Genomic DNA, 15119 nt, shown 5'->3' with positions numbered 1-15119 from the left:
GCTATTGCAACAGGTAGCCCTGCGGCAGCAGGGGTTCGGGCAACGGGCGTTCGCCGAGCGCGTCGAGCTGGTCGATCTCGATCGTGCGCACCAGCGCGTCCAGCGGCAGGTCGTTCGGCTCCAGGCCGAACGGGTCTTCCATTTCTTCGCCCAGCTGGTCCAGGCCGAAGAAGGCGTAGGCCAGCACCGCCGACAGCACCGGCGTGCCCCAGCCCAGCGAGCTGGCCAGGCCGAACGGCAGCAGCACGCAGAACATCCATGCGCAGCGATGCAGCAGCAGGGTGTAGGCGAACGGCAGCGGCGTGGTGAGGATGCGCTCGCAGCCGGCCTGGATCGACGACATCGCGTGCAGGCGCTCTTCCAGCTGGGTGTAGAGGATCGGGTCGAGTTCGCCGGCGCGCAGGGCCTGGGCCAGCTCGGCAGCGATCATCGACAGCAATGCGTCGGGCACGTTCTCGCGCTGGCCCAGCTGCTCGCGCTGCGGCTTGTCCAGCCACGGCAACGCCGCCAGGGCCACGATGCGCCCGCGCAGGCGCGCGGCCAGCGCATGGGCAAAAGCCGTAGTGAGGTAGGCGATGCGGCGGCGGCGACCGGCGTCATCGGCCAGCAGCAGGTTCACCTGGCGGGCCAGCGAACGCGATTCGTAGACCAGCTGGCCCCACAGCTTGCGGCCTTCCCACCAGCGGTCGTAGCAGGCGCTGTTGCGGAAACTGAGGAAGATCGACAGCACCAGGCCGAGCAGGGTGAACGGCGTGACGGAAACGCGCTCGATGCCGGTCGGCGGCGCCAGCTCCACCACCGCGGCCACCGCGATGGACAGGATCAGGATGGCCAGCACCTTCGGCGCGATCGCTTTTACGATCGAGCCGCGCAGGATGTACAGCAGTTGCCAGCCGTGGGGACGGGGTCGGATGATCATGGGCAGCCGCGCCGGGCGCGGATTCACAGGCACGCGGGGGGCTCGCGCAGCCGTTCATTGTACGCCCCTGCCCGGCCCGCGGCCGTGTACCTGCGACGCCCTGTCGCACCCGGCGATGCGGCTCAGATCACGCCGCCACCCAGGCCCAGGCGCAGGATGCCGACCACCACCACGATGCCGTTCAGCACCAGCCCGGCCCAGGCCCGGCCGCGCTTGGTCGGGTGGGTGAACAGGATGCCCAGCGCGGCGATCACCGCGCCCACGGCGGCGAACGGGATCAGGAACCAGTTGCCCCAGCCCAGCAGCGGAATCAGCGCCAGGATCATCCACAACAGCGCCAGTACGCCCCACAACAGACTGATCACGCCCATTCCACTCTCCCGCAGTTGGTTCCTGTCTGTGCACCATAGTCGTTCCCGCCGTCGCCGCCTACTGCCGTTGGCGGGGCTGTCACCGGCACCGTGCTAGCGTGCCGCCGTGCCTGCTCTGGGCCGGGTGTTGGCGCCGATTCAGAGTGGCCCGCCGATGATCGCAACCAGTCCTACAGGGGTCGTGCCATGAACATCCGTTGGGCCGCGTTGGCGGCCATCCTGCTGGTCGCCGCCGGCTGTGCCAGCACCTCCAAGGTCATGCTGGGGCGCGCCCGCGCGCCGATCGATCCGGCACTGGTGCAGATCTATTCGACGCCGCCGGCCGGCTCCCAGGAAATCGCCCAGCTGGAATCGGCGTCTGCCGTGGGCTTCGGCACGCAGGGCCAGACCGATGCAGCGGTGGCGCGCCTGAAGCGCGAGGCCGCAGCGCTGGGCGCCAATGGCGTGGTGCTGATGGGCGTGGGCAGCAGCGGCTCACCGGTGGGCATGTCGGTGGGTGCCGGCACGTTCGGCTCGCATGTCGGCGGTGGCGTCGGCATCGGTATTCCGACCACGCAGAAGCGCGCCGCCGGCGTGGCGATCTGGGTGCCGAACCCGGAACCGCCGGCACGACTGCCGACGCAGGTGATCACCCCGCAGCGGTGACGCGGCAGCATCACCGCAGGTAGTGCCGGCCGCTGGCCGGCAACCTCAGGAATCCTCCCGACGTCAGGGGAATGCCGGCCAGCGGCCGGCACTACCGGGGGGTGTTCAGCGCTTGTACTTCGGCACGAACACCTTGTTCACCGCGTCGGCCAGCTGGTCCGGCGGCAGCAGGCCCTGGTCGAGCAGGAAGTTGTTGAACGCCAGGCGGTCGAACTTCGCACCCAGTGCCAGCTCAGTCTGCATGCGCAGTTCCAGGATACGGGTGTAGCCGTAGAAGTAGCTGCCGGCCTGGCCCGGCATGCGCACCATGTAGCGGTCCAGTTCCTGGGTGGCCATCGCCTTGGACAGGCCGACCTGCTCCATCAGCACGCGCTCGCCGTTGGCGCGGTCGGTCAGGCCGAGGTTGAGCATCGGGTCGAGCATCGCGCGTGCGGCGCGCAGCAGGCGGAACTGCAGGGCGATCATCTGCCCGTCCAGCGGCTCGTACGGCACCATCTCGGCCTCGGCATAGAGCGCCCAGCCTTCCACGTTCACCGAATTGAACGCGAACATGGTGCGTGCCAGCGACACGCCGCGCTCGACCATCGCGGTGAACTGCAGCTCGTGGCCGGGGCGGCCTTCATGCGCACTCAGCGTCCACGCCGCCGCACCGAAGTTGAAGTCGTCGTACTGTGCGCCCGGGCCCGCGGCCGGGTTGCCCAGCGGCAGCACGAAGGTGCCCTGCTGCCCGGTGTTGTTGACCAGCGGCGCAGGCAGGAAATGCGGGGCCGGGCTGGCCGCGCTCTCGGCGGCCGAACCCAGGCGCATCTGCATGGCGCGCTTGGGCACGTCGACGATGGCGTGCTCGCGGATCAGCGGATCGATCGCATCGATCACCTTGCGGTAGTGGCCTTCCAGATGGTCGTCGGCGATCTTGTCGGCCTTCAGCGCGCGGATCACCGCCACCGGGTCGCTCGGGTCGGCCACCTTCAGGCCCTTCTCCTTCACCACCAGCGGCGCCAGCTGCTGCATCGCCGAGCGGGTTTCCATGAACTCCAGCTGCGCGCGCTGCATCAGCAGCTTCGGGTCGATGTCGATGCCGACCTGCTTGAGCTGGTAGGCGTACAGCGGCGCCGGCAGCCGTGCGTCGGTGCGCGCCTTCGGCAGCACGGTCGAGCGCGTCCAGCTGGCGTAGTCCTTCATCTGCCCGGCCAGGGCCTTCATCGCTTCATCGGCGCCGGCGATCTGGTACTTCTTCAGCAGCGACTCGATGCCGCTGATGTAGGTCTCGACGTTGTCCAGCGACTGCTGCACTTCGATCTTCGTCGGCTGCAACAGGCTGCTGTCCTTCAAGCGCTCTTCGTAGCGCTGGCGGGCCAGCGTGGTGAACGCGGTGCCGCCCGGCTGCAGGCCGGCGTAAGCCTTGAGGCGGTCGATCGCCTTGGCCCGGCGCTCGGCCGGCACCTGGTCGGACAGCAGCAGGTTGAGGCCGCTGAACACCGTCTGCGGCGCGTCACTCCACGGCAGCAGGTACTTCTCGTTGAGCTCACTGCCTTCGATGTTCTGGTTGGCGGCGTGGATCATGATCTCCAGGTCCTGGCGGACGTTGGGATCCTGCTCGGTGGCCAGCTTCGCCTTCAGTTCGTCGCGGGCCTTGGCCATCGCGGCGCGGTAGCGCTTGCCGTTGTCCGCGCCGAGGTCGGCCACCTTGTCGTCGTAGCCGGGCACGCCGAAGAAGCCGGTTTCTTCCGGCTGGAACGGGCCCTGCGCATCGAGCAGGATCTGCGCCAGTGCGTTGCTGCGGGCCACCCAGGCCGGGCTGGCCGGTGTGGCGGCCTTGGCGGCGGGTGCCGCCAGCGCTGGCGGTGCGGACAGCAGCGGGGCGGCGGTCAGGGCCAGGGCAACGGCCAACGCGATCGGCTTCATGGTGCACTCCAGGACAGGGTTGCCCGCACCCTACGCGCTCAGCGCGGTGGCGACAATCGGCCGGAGGTCACAACGCTGCGGTCAGCGGGCATTCGCCGCGTTCGCGGCAGGCCTGCAGTTCGCATTCCTGCGCGGCCTCATCGTCATCCAGCGCAGTCAGGTCGAAGGTCTGCTTGTTCTCGCCCAGCACGTACATCACCGGGTAGTCCCACACGTCGTCACTGCGGGTGCCCTTCACGAACAACCGGCCGTGTGCGCGGGGGCCTTCCAGGGCCACGGTCAGGCCGACATCGCGCTGGCCGTTGAGCGCGGTCTGCATGCTGCCCAGCGGCATCGATTCGGTACGCAGCGGCTCGCCGAAGGCTTCCACCAGTTCGATGCTGCAGCCGGCGCGACGCATCGCCTCGCGCATCGGTGGGCTCTCGCGTGCCGCCTCACTCCAGCGCAGCACGCTCCAGGCCACCGTGCCACCGGCCCCGGCCAGCACCAGCAGCACGGCCACGGGCATCGCCCAGCGCCAGTGGCGGGACCACCAGCCGGCGGGCTTCGGGCCGTGGGTGGGAATCGGCGGCGGCAGTGTCATCGGCGGGCTCCTTCCCGTCTGTGTTTCAAGGCTTCAGGCAGCGCCCCAGGAAGGCTTCGGCCACACGGTAGCGATGCAGGGCGTCGGCGCCGGACAGGCCATGCTTGGCACCCGGGTAGGTCATCAGCTCGAACGGCTGTCCGCGCTTCTGCAGCGCGCTCATCAGACTGGTCGAATTGGTGAACAGCACGTTGTCGTCCGCCATGCCGTGGATCAGCAGCAACGGCGAGCGCAGCCCATCGATGTGGGTCAGCACGCGCGCTTCACGGTAACCGGCGTCGTTGCGCGCCGGCAGGTCCATGTAGCGCTCGGTGTAATGGCTGTCGTACAGGCCCCAGTCGGTGACCGGGGCACCGGCCACGCCGCAGGCGTACTGGTTCGACGCCTTGGCCAGCAGCATCAGGGTCATGTAACCGCCGTTGGACCAGCCCTGCACGCCGATGCGCGCCGGGTCCACCCACGGCTGCTGCTTGAGCCAGGCCACGCCGCGCAGCTGGTCGGTCACTTCCACCGTGCCCTGCTTCCCGTACAGCGCACCACCGAAGTCGCGGCCGCGGCGCGGGGTGCCGCGGTTGTCCAGCGAGAACACGACGTAGCCCTGCTGGGCCAGGTACTGGTTAAACAGATGGTCGCCACGGCCGGGCCAGCTGTCGGTGACAGTCTGGCTGGCCGGGCCGCCATAGACATACACCGCCACCGGGTAGCGCCTGGACGGATCGAAGCCGGCCGGCTTGATCAGGCTGTAGTGCAGCGGCGTCTTGCCGTCGGCGGCGGTGAGCGTGCCGAACTCGACCGGGCGCTGCGCGTCGCGGTAGCGCGCATACGGGTGCTTGGGATCGGCCAGGTTGTTTTCCACCAGTGTGGCGATCTTCTCGCCGTTGGCGCGGAACAGCTCGATCTGCGGCGGCGTGGTGCTGTTGGACCAGCTGTCCACATAGACGCTGGCATTGCGGGCGAACGTGGCGCTGTGCATGCCCGGCGCCTTCGACAGGCGCTGCGGCTCACCGCCCTGCAGCGATACCGCGTAGATCTGGCTTTCGCGCGGGCTTTCGATGCCGGCACGGAAGTAGGCCTTGCCGGCCGTCTCATCCACCGCCAGCAGCTCGTCCACCGGCCAGTTGCCGTGGGTCAGCGCGGTGGTCTTGCCGTTGCTGTCGATGCGGTACAGGTGCTGGAAGCCGGTGCGCTCGGACGACCACAGTACGCTGCCGTCTTCAAGGAAGCGCAGGCTGTTGTGCAGCGGCACCCAGGTCGGGCTGGTTTCGTGGGCGAGTACGCGCTGGCGGTTGGAGTCGAGTGCCACTTCCACCAGGTCCAGCTGCTTCTGGTCGCGCGACTGGCGCTGGAAGCTCAGGTGCTGCGCATCGCGCCAATCGACGCGGGCCAGGTAGATGTCCTGTTCCTTGCCCAGGTCGATCCAGCGCGGCTGCGCCTCGGCGGCCGGTGCGATCACGCCCAGCTGCACGCGCACATTGGCGTCACCGGCGGCCGGGTAACGCTGTTCGATCACATCGGTGCGGTCGGCGTAGACCTCGTAGCGCTTCTGCACCGGCACCGGTGCCTCGTCGATGCGCGCGAACGCGATGGCCGAATCGTCCGGTGCCCACCAGTAACCGGTGTGGCGGTCCATCTCTTCATCGGCGACGAACTCGGCCACGCCGTTGCCGATGGTGGTGCTGCCGTCGCGGGTCAGCTGCAGCTGCTTTCCACTGGCCAGGTCGATCACCCACAGGTTGCGGCCGCGGATGAAGCTGACGAAGCCGCCCTTGGGCGACAGCTTGGCGTCGGTGGCGAAGCCCTCACCGTGGGTCAGCTGGCGCACGGCCGCCGCCCCCTGCTGCTTCAGGTCGTACAGGTACAGCTCGCCGCCCAACGGGAACAGCAGGCGCTGTGCGTCCGGCGACCACTGGTAATCGACAATGCCGGTCATCGCGGCGATGCGCTGGCGCTCGCGGCGCGTCTTTTCCTCATCGCTGAGGGTCTCGGTGCCGGGCAGCACCACCTTGGAATCAACCAGCAACCGGGTCTGGCCACTGCCGATGTCGTAGGTCCACAGATCCAGCTGGTTGCGATCGCTGTCCTTGCCGCGCAGGAAACTGACCTGCGAACCGTCCGGCGCCACCTTGGGCTTCATCAGGGTCGGGCCGGACAGCGGCAGCGGGCCGGTGATGGCCTCCAGGGTCAGCTTTTCGGCGTGGGCGGCGGTACTGGTGGCGAGCATGAGGGCAAGCGAAGCGAACAGGTGGCGCATGGAGGATCCCGGCAAACGGCAGGTCCGCCCGGCGGCGGGCGCGGGGCGGTCGTTCCCCCATCCTAACCAAGCCCGTGCAGGAAGGCAGCATGACCTTCTGCCCATGCTGCGGTGCTGGGGTCAGGGCCCTTTGCGTTGCAAAGGGATCCGACCCCGCGGCGAGTCAGCGCTGGCCGAACAGGTGCTTGCGCTCTTCGTCGCTGAGCGGCTTGCCGGCGTTCGGGTTCACCTGCTGGCGCAGCGCATAGGCGCGCTGGGTGGCCGGGCGCGCGGCGATGGCCTCGTGCCAGCGCTTGAGGTTCGGGAACGCGGCGAAGTCCACCGGCAGCTTGTCGTAGGCGCCGATCCACGGGTAGCTGGCCATGTCGGCGATGGTGTACTCGTCGCCGGCCAGGAAGGCGTGCTGGGCCAGGCGCTTGTCCATCACCCCGTGCAGGCGGCGCACTTCGTTGTCGTAGCGCTCGATGGCATAGGGAATTTTTTCTGGTGCGTACACGTTGAAGTGGCCCATCTGGCCACTCATCGGGCCCAGCCCGGCCATCTGCCAGAACAGCCATTCCAGGGTGGCCACGCGGCCGCGCGGGTCGCTGGGCAGGAAGCGGCCGGTCTTCTCGGCCAGGTACAGCAGGATCGCACCGGACTCGAACACGCTCTGCGGGGCACCGCCATCGGCCGGGGCGTGGTCGACGATGGCCGGCATCTTGTTGTTGGGCGAGATGGCCAGGAACTCTGGCTTGAACTGGTCACCCGATCCGATGTTGACCGGGTGGATGCGGTACTCCAGGCCGGCTTCCTCCAACAGCAGGGTCACTTTGTGGCCGTTCGGGGTGGGCCAGTAATACAGGTCGATCATGGCGTCGGCTCGGGGTGCGGAAAGGAACCTGAAGTCTAGTGCGTGAGTTGGGTTGGCACCGTCATGGCGGGCCGGTAACCTCGCGGCTCCCCCGAAACGCACTGTCCTGCATGAGCCACAGTCCCCGTCCCCTGTCCCCGTTGTCCTCGCTGATCTTCGCCTCGCGCTGGCTGCAGCTGCCGCTGTACCTGGGCCTGATCCTTGCCCAGTGCGTCTACGTGTTCCTGTTCGGCAAGGAACTGTGGCACCTGCTGTCCCACTCGGTGTCGATGGGCGAACAGCAGATCATGCTGATCGTGCTGGGCCTGATCGACGTGGTGATGATCTCCAACCTGCTGGTGATGGTGATCGTCGGCGGCTACGAGACCTTCGTCTCGCGCCTGCGCCTGGAAGGCCACCCGGACCAGCCGGAATGGCTGAGCCACGTCAACGCCAGCGTGCTGAAGGTGAAGCTGGCGATGGCGATCATCGGCATCTCCTCGATCCACCTGCTGAAGACCTTCATTGCCACCAGCGCGCTGAAGGGACTGCCACTGTGCAAGCCGGAACAATGGGCGGCAGCAGTGTCTTCTGCTTCGACCAGCTTCTACAACGCTGGCGTCGATACCTGCACGACCATGACCCAGGAAGGCGTGCTGTGGCAGACCATCATCCACTGCGTGTTCATCCTGTCGGCGATCGGCATCGCCTGGACCGACAAGCTGATGTCCAACGGCCACAGCAAGTCGCACGACAAGGCACACGACCACTGAGGTCGCCGCCGGCCACGACATGATCGCCGCAGCCCCACCCGGCCACCACCCCTTGTGCGGGGCAGTGGCCGGGATGCTAGATTGCATCCTCGCCGTTGCCGGCAGTGGCGTCGGGAAACGCCACCCTGCCGCGCCTGGACCACGGGTCCCGGCCATGCATATCAATGATTTACGTCACGTCGTCTTCTAAAGGGGAGCAGGATGTCGCACGTCTCAACGATCACCGCCGCGCGCCGGTGGCTGCCGGTTGCTTTGGCACTGGCGCTGGCCGCCTGCTCGGGCAAGGAAGAATCCGCAGCACCGGCTCCGGCCGCCGCCCCCACCGCCGCTGCACCGGCCGCACCGGTGGTCGCCGCCAAGGTGCAGTCGATGGGCACCGAGCAGCTGCGTGAGTCGGCCAGCCAGGCCCTGCGCGAGAACCGCATGTACGCGCCGGCCGGCGACAACGCCATCGAGTACTACCTCGCCCTGCGCGACAAGACCCCGGACGACGCCTCGGTGAAGAGCGCGCTGACCGACCTGCTGCCGTACACCCTGATCGCCGCCGAGCAGCACCTGGGGCGCGAGGACTACACCGAAGCGCAGCGGCTGGTGGCGCTGATCGAGAAGGTGGATGCATCCGCGCCGGCCCTGCCGCGCCTGAAGGACGGCCTGGCCAAGGGCGTGCAGAACGCGGCCAAGCGCACCGAGGCCGAAGCCGAGAAGGCCAAGAAGGACGCCGAGGACCGCAGCAAGCAGCAGACCGAACAGCAGCGCCTGGCCGAGCAGCGTGCCAAGGAAGCCGACGCGGCCAAGCAGATCGCTGCGCAGCAGGATGCCGCCCGCCGCGACAACGAGCGCCAGGAAGCCGAGCGCCAGGCCGCCGCGCGCCGCGAAGCCGAGCTGAAGCAGCAGCAGGCCGCCGCCCAGCAGGCCAGTGCCGCACGCCAGGCCGCGGCTCCAGCGGCCGCTGCGGCGCCGAACCTGCGCCCGGTCAGCACCCCGGCGCCGCGCTATCCGTCCGAGGCACTGCGTGCAGGCACCTCCGGCGAAGTGCTGGTGGAAATCACCGTCGGCACCGACGGCTCAGTGACCAACGCCCGCGTGCTGCGCGCAACACCGTCGCGCGTCTTCGATCGCGAGGCCATGAACGCGGTCAAGCGCTGGCGCTTCGAGCCGGTCAGCGCACCGGTCACCACCCGCCGTACCCTGGTATTCGCCCCGGGCGGCACCTGACCGCAAAAAGGGGACGGAGGGGATTAAGTCGTTTCCGCCCCCGCAATGAGGACACGGCCCGGCATGTCCGGGCCGTGTTCGTTTCAGGAGAGGCTGTCGATCAGGCGTTGCAGTGCCGGATCGCGCGCGGCCAGCACCTGGAACAGGCCCAGCGCATGCAGGCCCGGCAGCAGCCCACGCAGATCTGCTTCGGCGGTGGCCCGGGTGGCGTCATCGCTGGCGGGGTCCTGCCAGTCACGGACGCTGGCGAGGAAGGCGCCGACGCTGCCCTTGCGCACGGTGAGGCCGTTTACCTGTACTTCGTTCTGGTGGTCGGGAAGGATGTCCTGGGGCTGCATCGGGGCGGCTCGTGTTGAAATGGGCGCCCAGTGTGGCGCGCGCGGATCGGCGCTTCTGCCGTATAACTGCCAATGGATATGGCAGATCAGACACCGACCGGCTTGATTGATCCGGCATTGGCGGACGCCGACGGCGGCCCCATCGTGCTGGCCGGCCAGCTGCGCGTGCCCGGGAGGCGGCGCACCGCCCGCCACCAACACCGGCGCGGTCAATTGCTGGGCGCCCATCAGGGCCTGTTGCGGATCGAAGCCGGGAATCTGCAGTGGCTGCTTCCGGCCGGGCACGTTGCCTGGATACCGCCGCTGCTGCCCCATGCGCTGCTCGGGGCAGACGGGTTCGATGGCTGGAGCCTGTACGTCCGCGCCGATGCCGGCCTGGATCTGCCCCCGCTGCCCCGTATTTTCCAACCCGATGCGCTGTTGCAGGCGGCGGTGACGCGCGCACTGCGCTGGCCGCATCAGGCACTGGACGCTGCGCAGGCACGCCTGGCCGGCGTCATCGCCGATGAGATCCGTGCCAGCACTCCCTTGCCATTTGCCCTGCCACAGCCGCGGGATCGCCGGTTGCGGCGGATCGCGGCGGCGCTGGCGCGTTCGCCGGACGACCTGCGCAGCGTCGAAGCGTGGGCAGCCGCCAGCGGACTGTCCAGCCGCAGCCTCGCCCGCCGTTGGCAGGCCGAAACAGGCATGGCCCTGGGCCAGTGGCGGCAGCGCCTGCGCGTGCTGCTGTCACTGCCACGCCTGCTGGCAGGCGAGCCGGTGATCAGCGTCGCCCTGTCGATGGGCTACGACACCCCCAGTTCCTTCATCAACGTATTCAAGCGCGAGATGGGGGTAACGCCCGCGCGGTACGCAAAAGGGGACGGAGAGGATTAAGTCGCTTCTGACTCCTCCGATACGCCTGCGCGGCATTACCTGATGCCCTACGCCACGGTGCCGATGCCAGGCTGAGGCCCCCTTCGACCTGGGAATCCCATGCCCCGAAAAGCGCGCCTGATGCTGGCCGGCCAGGCCTATCACGTGATCCAGCGCGGTGTGAGCAAGGGTGCGATCTTTGTCGACGACATCGACCGGCAACTGTTCCTGCATCTGCTGCACAGCGCTTTCCTCAAGCACCGCGTCGCACTGCATGCCTACGTACTGATGGACAACCACATCCACCTGCTGGCCACGCCATCCACGCAGCGTGGGCTGGCCGATGCAATGCGCATGCAGGGCAATAACTATGTGCAGGCTTTCAACCAGTGGCACGGCCGCACCGGTCCCCTGTGGCAGGGCCGCTTCCATTCCTCGATGATCGACAGCGACGCTTACCTGCTCAGCGTATACCGCTACATCGAACGCAATCCCGTTCGTGCCGGCATTGCGGTCAGTGCTGAAGATCATCCGTGGTCCAGCGTGCACGGCAACCTTCAACGACGCGATGACCCCATGCTGACCCCGCATCCCGCATTCAGAGCGTTGGCCGCGACCGCTCGCAACAGGACAACGGTGTATGCGCGATTCCTGCGCGATGTGAATGCGTCCGCCGATCTGCCCGCAATCCGCAGTCATAGCGCCAAACAGCGTCCGTTGGGGGATGCTGCGTTCCTGCGGATGGTAGAGAAGATGCTCGGCCGGCCGGTGGCGATGCGAAGACAAGGCCGCCCGCGCAAGGAGGGGACGGGAGGGGCAGAAACGACTTAATCCCCTCCGTCCCCTTTTTTGGGGTCAGCCGGAGATGGCCAGGCGCTCGTTGTGGTAGCGGCGCACGGCGGCGAACCACAGCACGGCGGCCAGGCCGAGGCTGGCACCAAGGTAGATCGCCCAGACCGTCGGGGTGATGGTCTCGTGGCGGATCACCTTCAGCAGCATCTGGTTCTGCGACAGGAACGGCACGGCGTACTGCCACAGTTCGCTCTTCAGCGGATAGGCCACCAGTGCGTAGCCGGGCAGCATCGGCAGCAGCATCAGCCAGGTCATGTGGCTCTGCGCTTCCTTCATGCTCTTGGCCGCGGCCGACAGGAAGGTCAGCAGCGAGGTGCCGATCAGCAGCATCGGCAGCATCACCAGCAACATCTGCAGCATCGAGCCGACGTTCATGTTGAACTGGCGGCCGATGTTGCCGGGTGCGATCTGCGCGCTCACCTTGAACGCGACCAGGGTCAGCAGCAGCGACACGAAACCGACCACGCAGGCGGCGGCGATCTTGCCGCTGACGATCGCGCTGCGGGAGCCCGGCGTGGCCAGCAGGGGTTCCAGCGACTGCCGCTCGCGCTCGCCGGCGGTGGCGTCCATCACCAGGTAGGCGCCCCCGATGAACGAGGTCAGCGTCAGCAGTACCGGCAGCAGCATCGACAGGATCATGCCGCGCTTGGCCTCGGCACTGGCCAGGTCCTGGCGTGCCACGTCCAGCGGGCGTGCCACCTGTGCATCGATGCCGCGTGCCATCAGGCGCAAGGCACCGACCTGGCCGTTGTAGGTGGCCAGCGCCGCCTCGAGGCGTGCACTGGGTACCTCGGCCGCGCGACGCGTGCTGTCCTTGATCACCTCCACCAGCGCCGGCTTGCCCTCGGCCCAGTCCTTGCCGAAGTCCCCGCTGATGCGCAGCGCCACATCGATATCCTGGCTGCGGATGGCTTCGGCCAGGTCCTTCGGCGCCGGTGCGGCATTGAGGCCCTGTGCGGCGAGGAAGCGCACCAGGTTCGGCGCGTTCTCCGCGCCGATCGTCGGGATCTGCAACGGCTCCTCGATCTGGGTGCGCACCCGGCTCTCGGCCAGCTTGCCCATGCCCAGCAGCAGCACCGGGTACAGCAGCGGCCCGAACAGCAGGGTCAGCAGCAGCGTGCGGCGGTCACGCGACAGGTCGCGCAGTTCCTTGCGCATCACCGTCATCAGGGTCGACATCATGCTCATGCGTGCAGGCCCTCTTCGCTGCCGATCAGTTTCACGAACGCGTCCTCAAGATTGGCTTCACCGGCCTGCGCACGCAGATCATCGGCGCTGCCGGCGGCCATCACCGTGCCCTTGGCGATGATCACGATGTGGTCACACAACGCGCCCACCTCCTGCATGATGTGGCTGGACAGGATCACGCAGCGACCCTCTTCGCGCAGGCCCAGCAGGAAGCGGCGCAGCGCGCGCGTGGTCATCACGTCCAGGCCGTTGGTCGGTTCGTCGAGGATGACGTTGCGCGGATCGTGCACCAGCGCGCGGGCAATCGCGGTCTTGGTGCGCTGGCCCTGCGAGAAGCCATCGGTCTGCCGGTCGAGGATGTCGCCCATGTCCAGCGCGTGCGACAGCACCTCGATGCGTTCGCGGATGCGCTCGGCCGACAGGCCATGCAGCTCGCCGAAGTAGGCGATGTTCTCGCGCGCGGTCAGACGCTTGTAGACGCCGCGCGCATCGGGCAGTACGCCCAGGTGGCGACGTACCTCCACCGGATTGCCGGCGGCATCGATGCCATCGACGCTGATGCTGCCCTGGTCCGGGGTCATCAGCGTGTAGAGCATGCGCATGGTGGTGGTCTTGCCGGCACCGTTGGGGCCGAGCAGGCCGGTGATCTGCCCATCGCCGGCGCGGAAGCCGACGTTGGCGACCGCCTGGATGCGGCCCGTGCGGGTATCGAAGGCCTTGTGCAGGTTGTCGGCGACGATCATGGTTCCCATCCGTTGAACGAGGTGAACGCCGGCACGTAGCTCAGCGTGTCCAGGCAGCCGGCATCCAGCGCCTTGGCATCGGTCTTGTCGATGAACTGGCCGAGCAGCCGCGGCATGCAGCCGGCGGTCAACGTGCCATGGCCCTGGCCACGGGCGACCAGCGCACGGCCATTGGGCAGGCCCTTGAGCACCTGTGCGGCGTAGCGCGGGGGGGTCACCGGGTCCAGCTCACCGGACAGCAGCAGTGCCGGCACGTCGCTGCGCAGCGGCACGGCATCGGTTGCCGGCGCCGGACGGTGCGGCCACACCGGGCAGGCGGCGAAGAAGGCGCTGGCCACTTCGTTGCCGAACAGCCGCTCGGGGTCCTCGGCCGGCGCGTGGTAGCGCGGCGCATCCTCGCTGCAGATCACCGACCACTGCATGCCGCGGTTGATCTGGAAATCCATGCTGCGGTTCGCGCCGCGCGCCAGCGATGCCAACGGGGCATAACGACCGTGCGCGGCTTCATCCAGTACCAGTGGCAGCAGCGAGGAATACTGCGGCACGTAGGAGAAGGCGAAGGCCAGGCCGACCACGCTGTCCGGCGTCAGGACATCCTGCCGCGGTGCGTTGGTACCCGGGTCGCGATACTCGACCGAGACCGGTGCACGGCGCAGGGTGTCGACCACGCTGCGCAGCTGCACGCGGGTGTCGGTCGGGAAACGCTTGCTGCACGCGGCATCCTTGCGGCACTGCGCCGACTGCAGGGCGATCGCATCCTCGAAGGTGGTCGCGAAGTCGCCACCGACCACCAGCTCGTTCGGTACCACGCCATCGATGACGATGCTGCGGGTGTGCTGCGGATAGGCCCCGGCATAGCGCTGGGCCACGCGGGTACCGTAGGAGCCGCCAACCAGGTTCAGCTGGTCCACACCGAGCGCCGCACGCACCGCATCCAGATCGGCGATCGCCTCGGTGGTGGTGTAGAAGCGCGCATCGGCACGCCCCTGCAGCGATGCGGCGCAGCGCTGGGCGTAGTCGCGCAGCGATGCCTCGGAAGGCGCGGCATCCTCGTCCATCTGCAGCGGCTTGCCATCTGCGCCCAGACAGCTGAGCGGGTTGGAGCCGCCGGTGCCGCGCTGGTCGATCAGGAACACGTCGCGCTGCTTGCGCACCTGGCGCAGTGCGGTATCGACGATGACCGCCACCTCGCTGGCCGCCTGGCCGGGGCCGCCGGCCAGGAAGAACACCGGGTCGGGCTGGCTGGCGCCGCTGCTGCCCGATTCCAGCCAGGCGATGCGCAGGCCGATCCGGCGGCCATCGGGCTGGACCCGGTTCTCCGGCACCTGCAGGGTGGCGCACTGCGCCTCCACGTTGGCGCTGGCGCCTTCGGTGGACAACGTGCAGGGCTGGAAGTCGATCGTGCCGAAGCGGCGGCTGGGTGCATCGCTGGCGCTTCCGGCGGCGGCCGGCGGCGGTTGGCTGCACCCGGCAAGCATCAGGCTGGCCAGCATCCCGGCCAGCGCGAGGTGGTGTCTTTGCATCGTGCTCGTTTCCCCTGGAGGACGTTCCTGTCGACCACGACGGGCTGCCGCGGAAGATGTGACCCAACTTACACGGGCAGCGCGCCGACGGCGATGGGCAATGACGAATCCGCCGCCGACGGCGCG

15 protein-coding genes are annotated in these 15119 nt (G+C 68.2%); 5 read left to right on the top strand and 10 right to left on the bottom strand.

What is annotated here, in order from left to right; genetic code table 11:
- Position 1 precedes the first annotated feature (1 nt).
- Together AC5P7F_RS15035 and AC5P7F_RS15030 are read right to left on the bottom strand one after the other, a co-directional pair.
- Positions 2 to 919, bottom strand: coding sequence for a bestrophin family protein (locus AC5P7F_RS15035; RefSeq protein WP_014038878.1), 918 nt, complete (start codon positions 917 to 919; stop codon positions 2 to 4).
- A 122-nt stretch (positions 920 to 1041) separates the two neighbouring features.
- Positions 1042 to 1290, bottom strand: coding sequence for a hypothetical protein (locus AC5P7F_RS15030; protein ID WP_005420185.1), 249 nt, complete (start codon positions 1288 to 1290; stop codon positions 1042 to 1044).
- Positions 1291 to 1476: 186 nt separating this feature from the next.
- On the opposite strand from AC5P7F_RS15030, the gene AC5P7F_RS15025 reads away from it, so the two are divergent.
- A complete protein-coding gene (locus AC5P7F_RS15025) occupies positions 1477 to 1935 on the top strand; it encodes a hypothetical protein (RefSeq protein ID WP_005420187.1) in 459 nt (152 codons plus the stop codon).
- A gap of 105 nt (positions 1936 to 2040) precedes the next feature.
- Here the strand turns inward: AC5P7F_RS15025 and AC5P7F_RS15020 are convergent, their stop codons facing one another.
- From AC5P7F_RS15020 to AC5P7F_RS15005, 4 genes are all read right to left on the bottom strand, one after another.
- Positions 2041 to 3840: a DUF885 domain-containing protein gene (locus AC5P7F_RS15020; RefSeq protein ID WP_046433089.1), complete on the bottom strand. Its 1800-nt coding sequence runs from the start codon at positions 3838 to 3840 to the stop codon at positions 2041 to 2043.
- Between the two features lie 67 nt (positions 3841 to 3907).
- Entirely contained in the window at positions 3908 to 4423 is a 516-nt protein-coding gene (locus tag AC5P7F_RS15015) for a cytochrome c oxidase assembly factor Coa1 family protein (protein ID WP_014648795.1), read from the bottom strand.
- A 25-nt stretch (positions 4424 to 4448) separates the two neighbouring features.
- Positions 4449 to 6674, bottom strand: coding sequence for a S9 family peptidase (locus tag AC5P7F_RS15010; protein ID WP_197641365.1), 2226 nt, complete (start codon positions 6672 to 6674; stop codon positions 4449 to 4451).
- A gap of 163 nt (positions 6675 to 6837) precedes the next feature.
- A complete protein-coding gene (locus AC5P7F_RS15005; protein ID WP_046433096.1) occupies positions 6838 to 7527 on the bottom strand; it encodes a glutathione binding-like protein in 690 nt (229 codons plus the stop codon).
- Between the two features lie 110 nt (positions 7528 to 7637).
- On the opposite strand from AC5P7F_RS15005, the gene AC5P7F_RS15000 reads away from it, so the two are divergent.
- Positions 7638 to 8279: a TIGR00645 family protein gene (locus tag AC5P7F_RS15000; protein WP_019661669.1), complete on the top strand. Its 642-nt coding sequence runs from the start codon at positions 7638 to 7640 to the stop codon at positions 8277 to 8279.
- Between the two features lie 201 nt (positions 8280 to 8480).
- Positions 8481 to 9494, top strand: coding sequence for an energy transducer TonB (locus AC5P7F_RS14995; protein ID WP_014648799.1), 1014 nt, complete (start codon positions 8481 to 8483; stop codon positions 9492 to 9494).
- A gap of 83 nt (positions 9495 to 9577) precedes the next feature.
- Here the strand turns inward: AC5P7F_RS14995 and AC5P7F_RS14990 are convergent, their stop codons facing one another.
- The gene (locus AC5P7F_RS14990) at positions 9578 to 9832 is read right to left on the bottom strand and encodes a hypothetical protein (RefSeq protein ID WP_049442042.1); all 255 of its coding nucleotides are present in this window, start codon (positions 9830 to 9832) and stop codon (positions 9578 to 9580) included.
- 78 nt (positions 9833 to 9910) lie between these two features.
- Between AC5P7F_RS14990 and AC5P7F_RS14985 the strand changes: the two genes are divergently transcribed.
- Together AC5P7F_RS14985 and AC5P7F_RS14980 are read left to right on the top strand one after the other, a co-directional pair.
- Positions 9911 to 10708 carry a helix-turn-helix domain-containing protein gene (locus AC5P7F_RS14985; protein WP_164077005.1) on the top strand — a complete coding sequence of 266 codons (798 nt, stop codon included), beginning with the start codon at positions 9911 to 9913 and terminating at the stop codon, positions 10706 to 10708.
- 99 nt (positions 10709 to 10807) lie between these two features.
- Positions 10808 to 11518: a transposase gene (locus AC5P7F_RS14980; RefSeq protein WP_164077004.1), complete on the top strand. Its 711-nt coding sequence runs from the start codon at positions 10808 to 10810 to the stop codon at positions 11516 to 11518.
- A gap of 24 nt (positions 11519 to 11542) precedes the next feature.
- Here AC5P7F_RS14980 and AC5P7F_RS14975 read toward each other — a convergent pair whose 3' ends face one another.
- From AC5P7F_RS14975 to AC5P7F_RS14965, 3 genes are read right to left on the bottom strand one after another with little or no spacing between them, the layout of a single operon-like run.
- Complete coding sequence (locus tag AC5P7F_RS14975; RefSeq protein ID WP_126411496.1) at positions 11543 to 12727, bottom strand: ABC transporter permease; 1185 nt, start codon at positions 12725 to 12727, stop codon at positions 11543 to 11545.
- Positions 12724 to 13470 (bottom strand): ABC transporter ATP-binding protein, encoded by a 747-nt coding sequence (locus AC5P7F_RS14970; RefSeq protein ID WP_046433110.1) that lies wholly within the window; start codon positions 13468 to 13470, stop codon positions 12724 to 12726. Before AC5P7F_RS14970 ends, AC5P7F_RS14975 begins: the two co-directional genes overlap by 4 nt.
- A complete protein-coding gene (locus AC5P7F_RS14965; RefSeq protein WP_164077003.1) occupies positions 13467 to 14993 on the bottom strand; it encodes an alpha/beta fold hydrolase in 1527 nt (508 codons plus the stop codon). Before AC5P7F_RS14965 ends, AC5P7F_RS14970 begins: the two co-directional genes overlap by 4 nt.
- Positions 14994 to 15119 lie beyond the last annotated feature (126 nt).

It is taken from the genome of Stenotrophomonas sp. YJH_SMC_105-26 (assembly GCF_059368915.1).
Note: the sequence above shows the minus strand (reverse complement) of the source record. Positions and strands in the feature narration are given on the sequence as shown.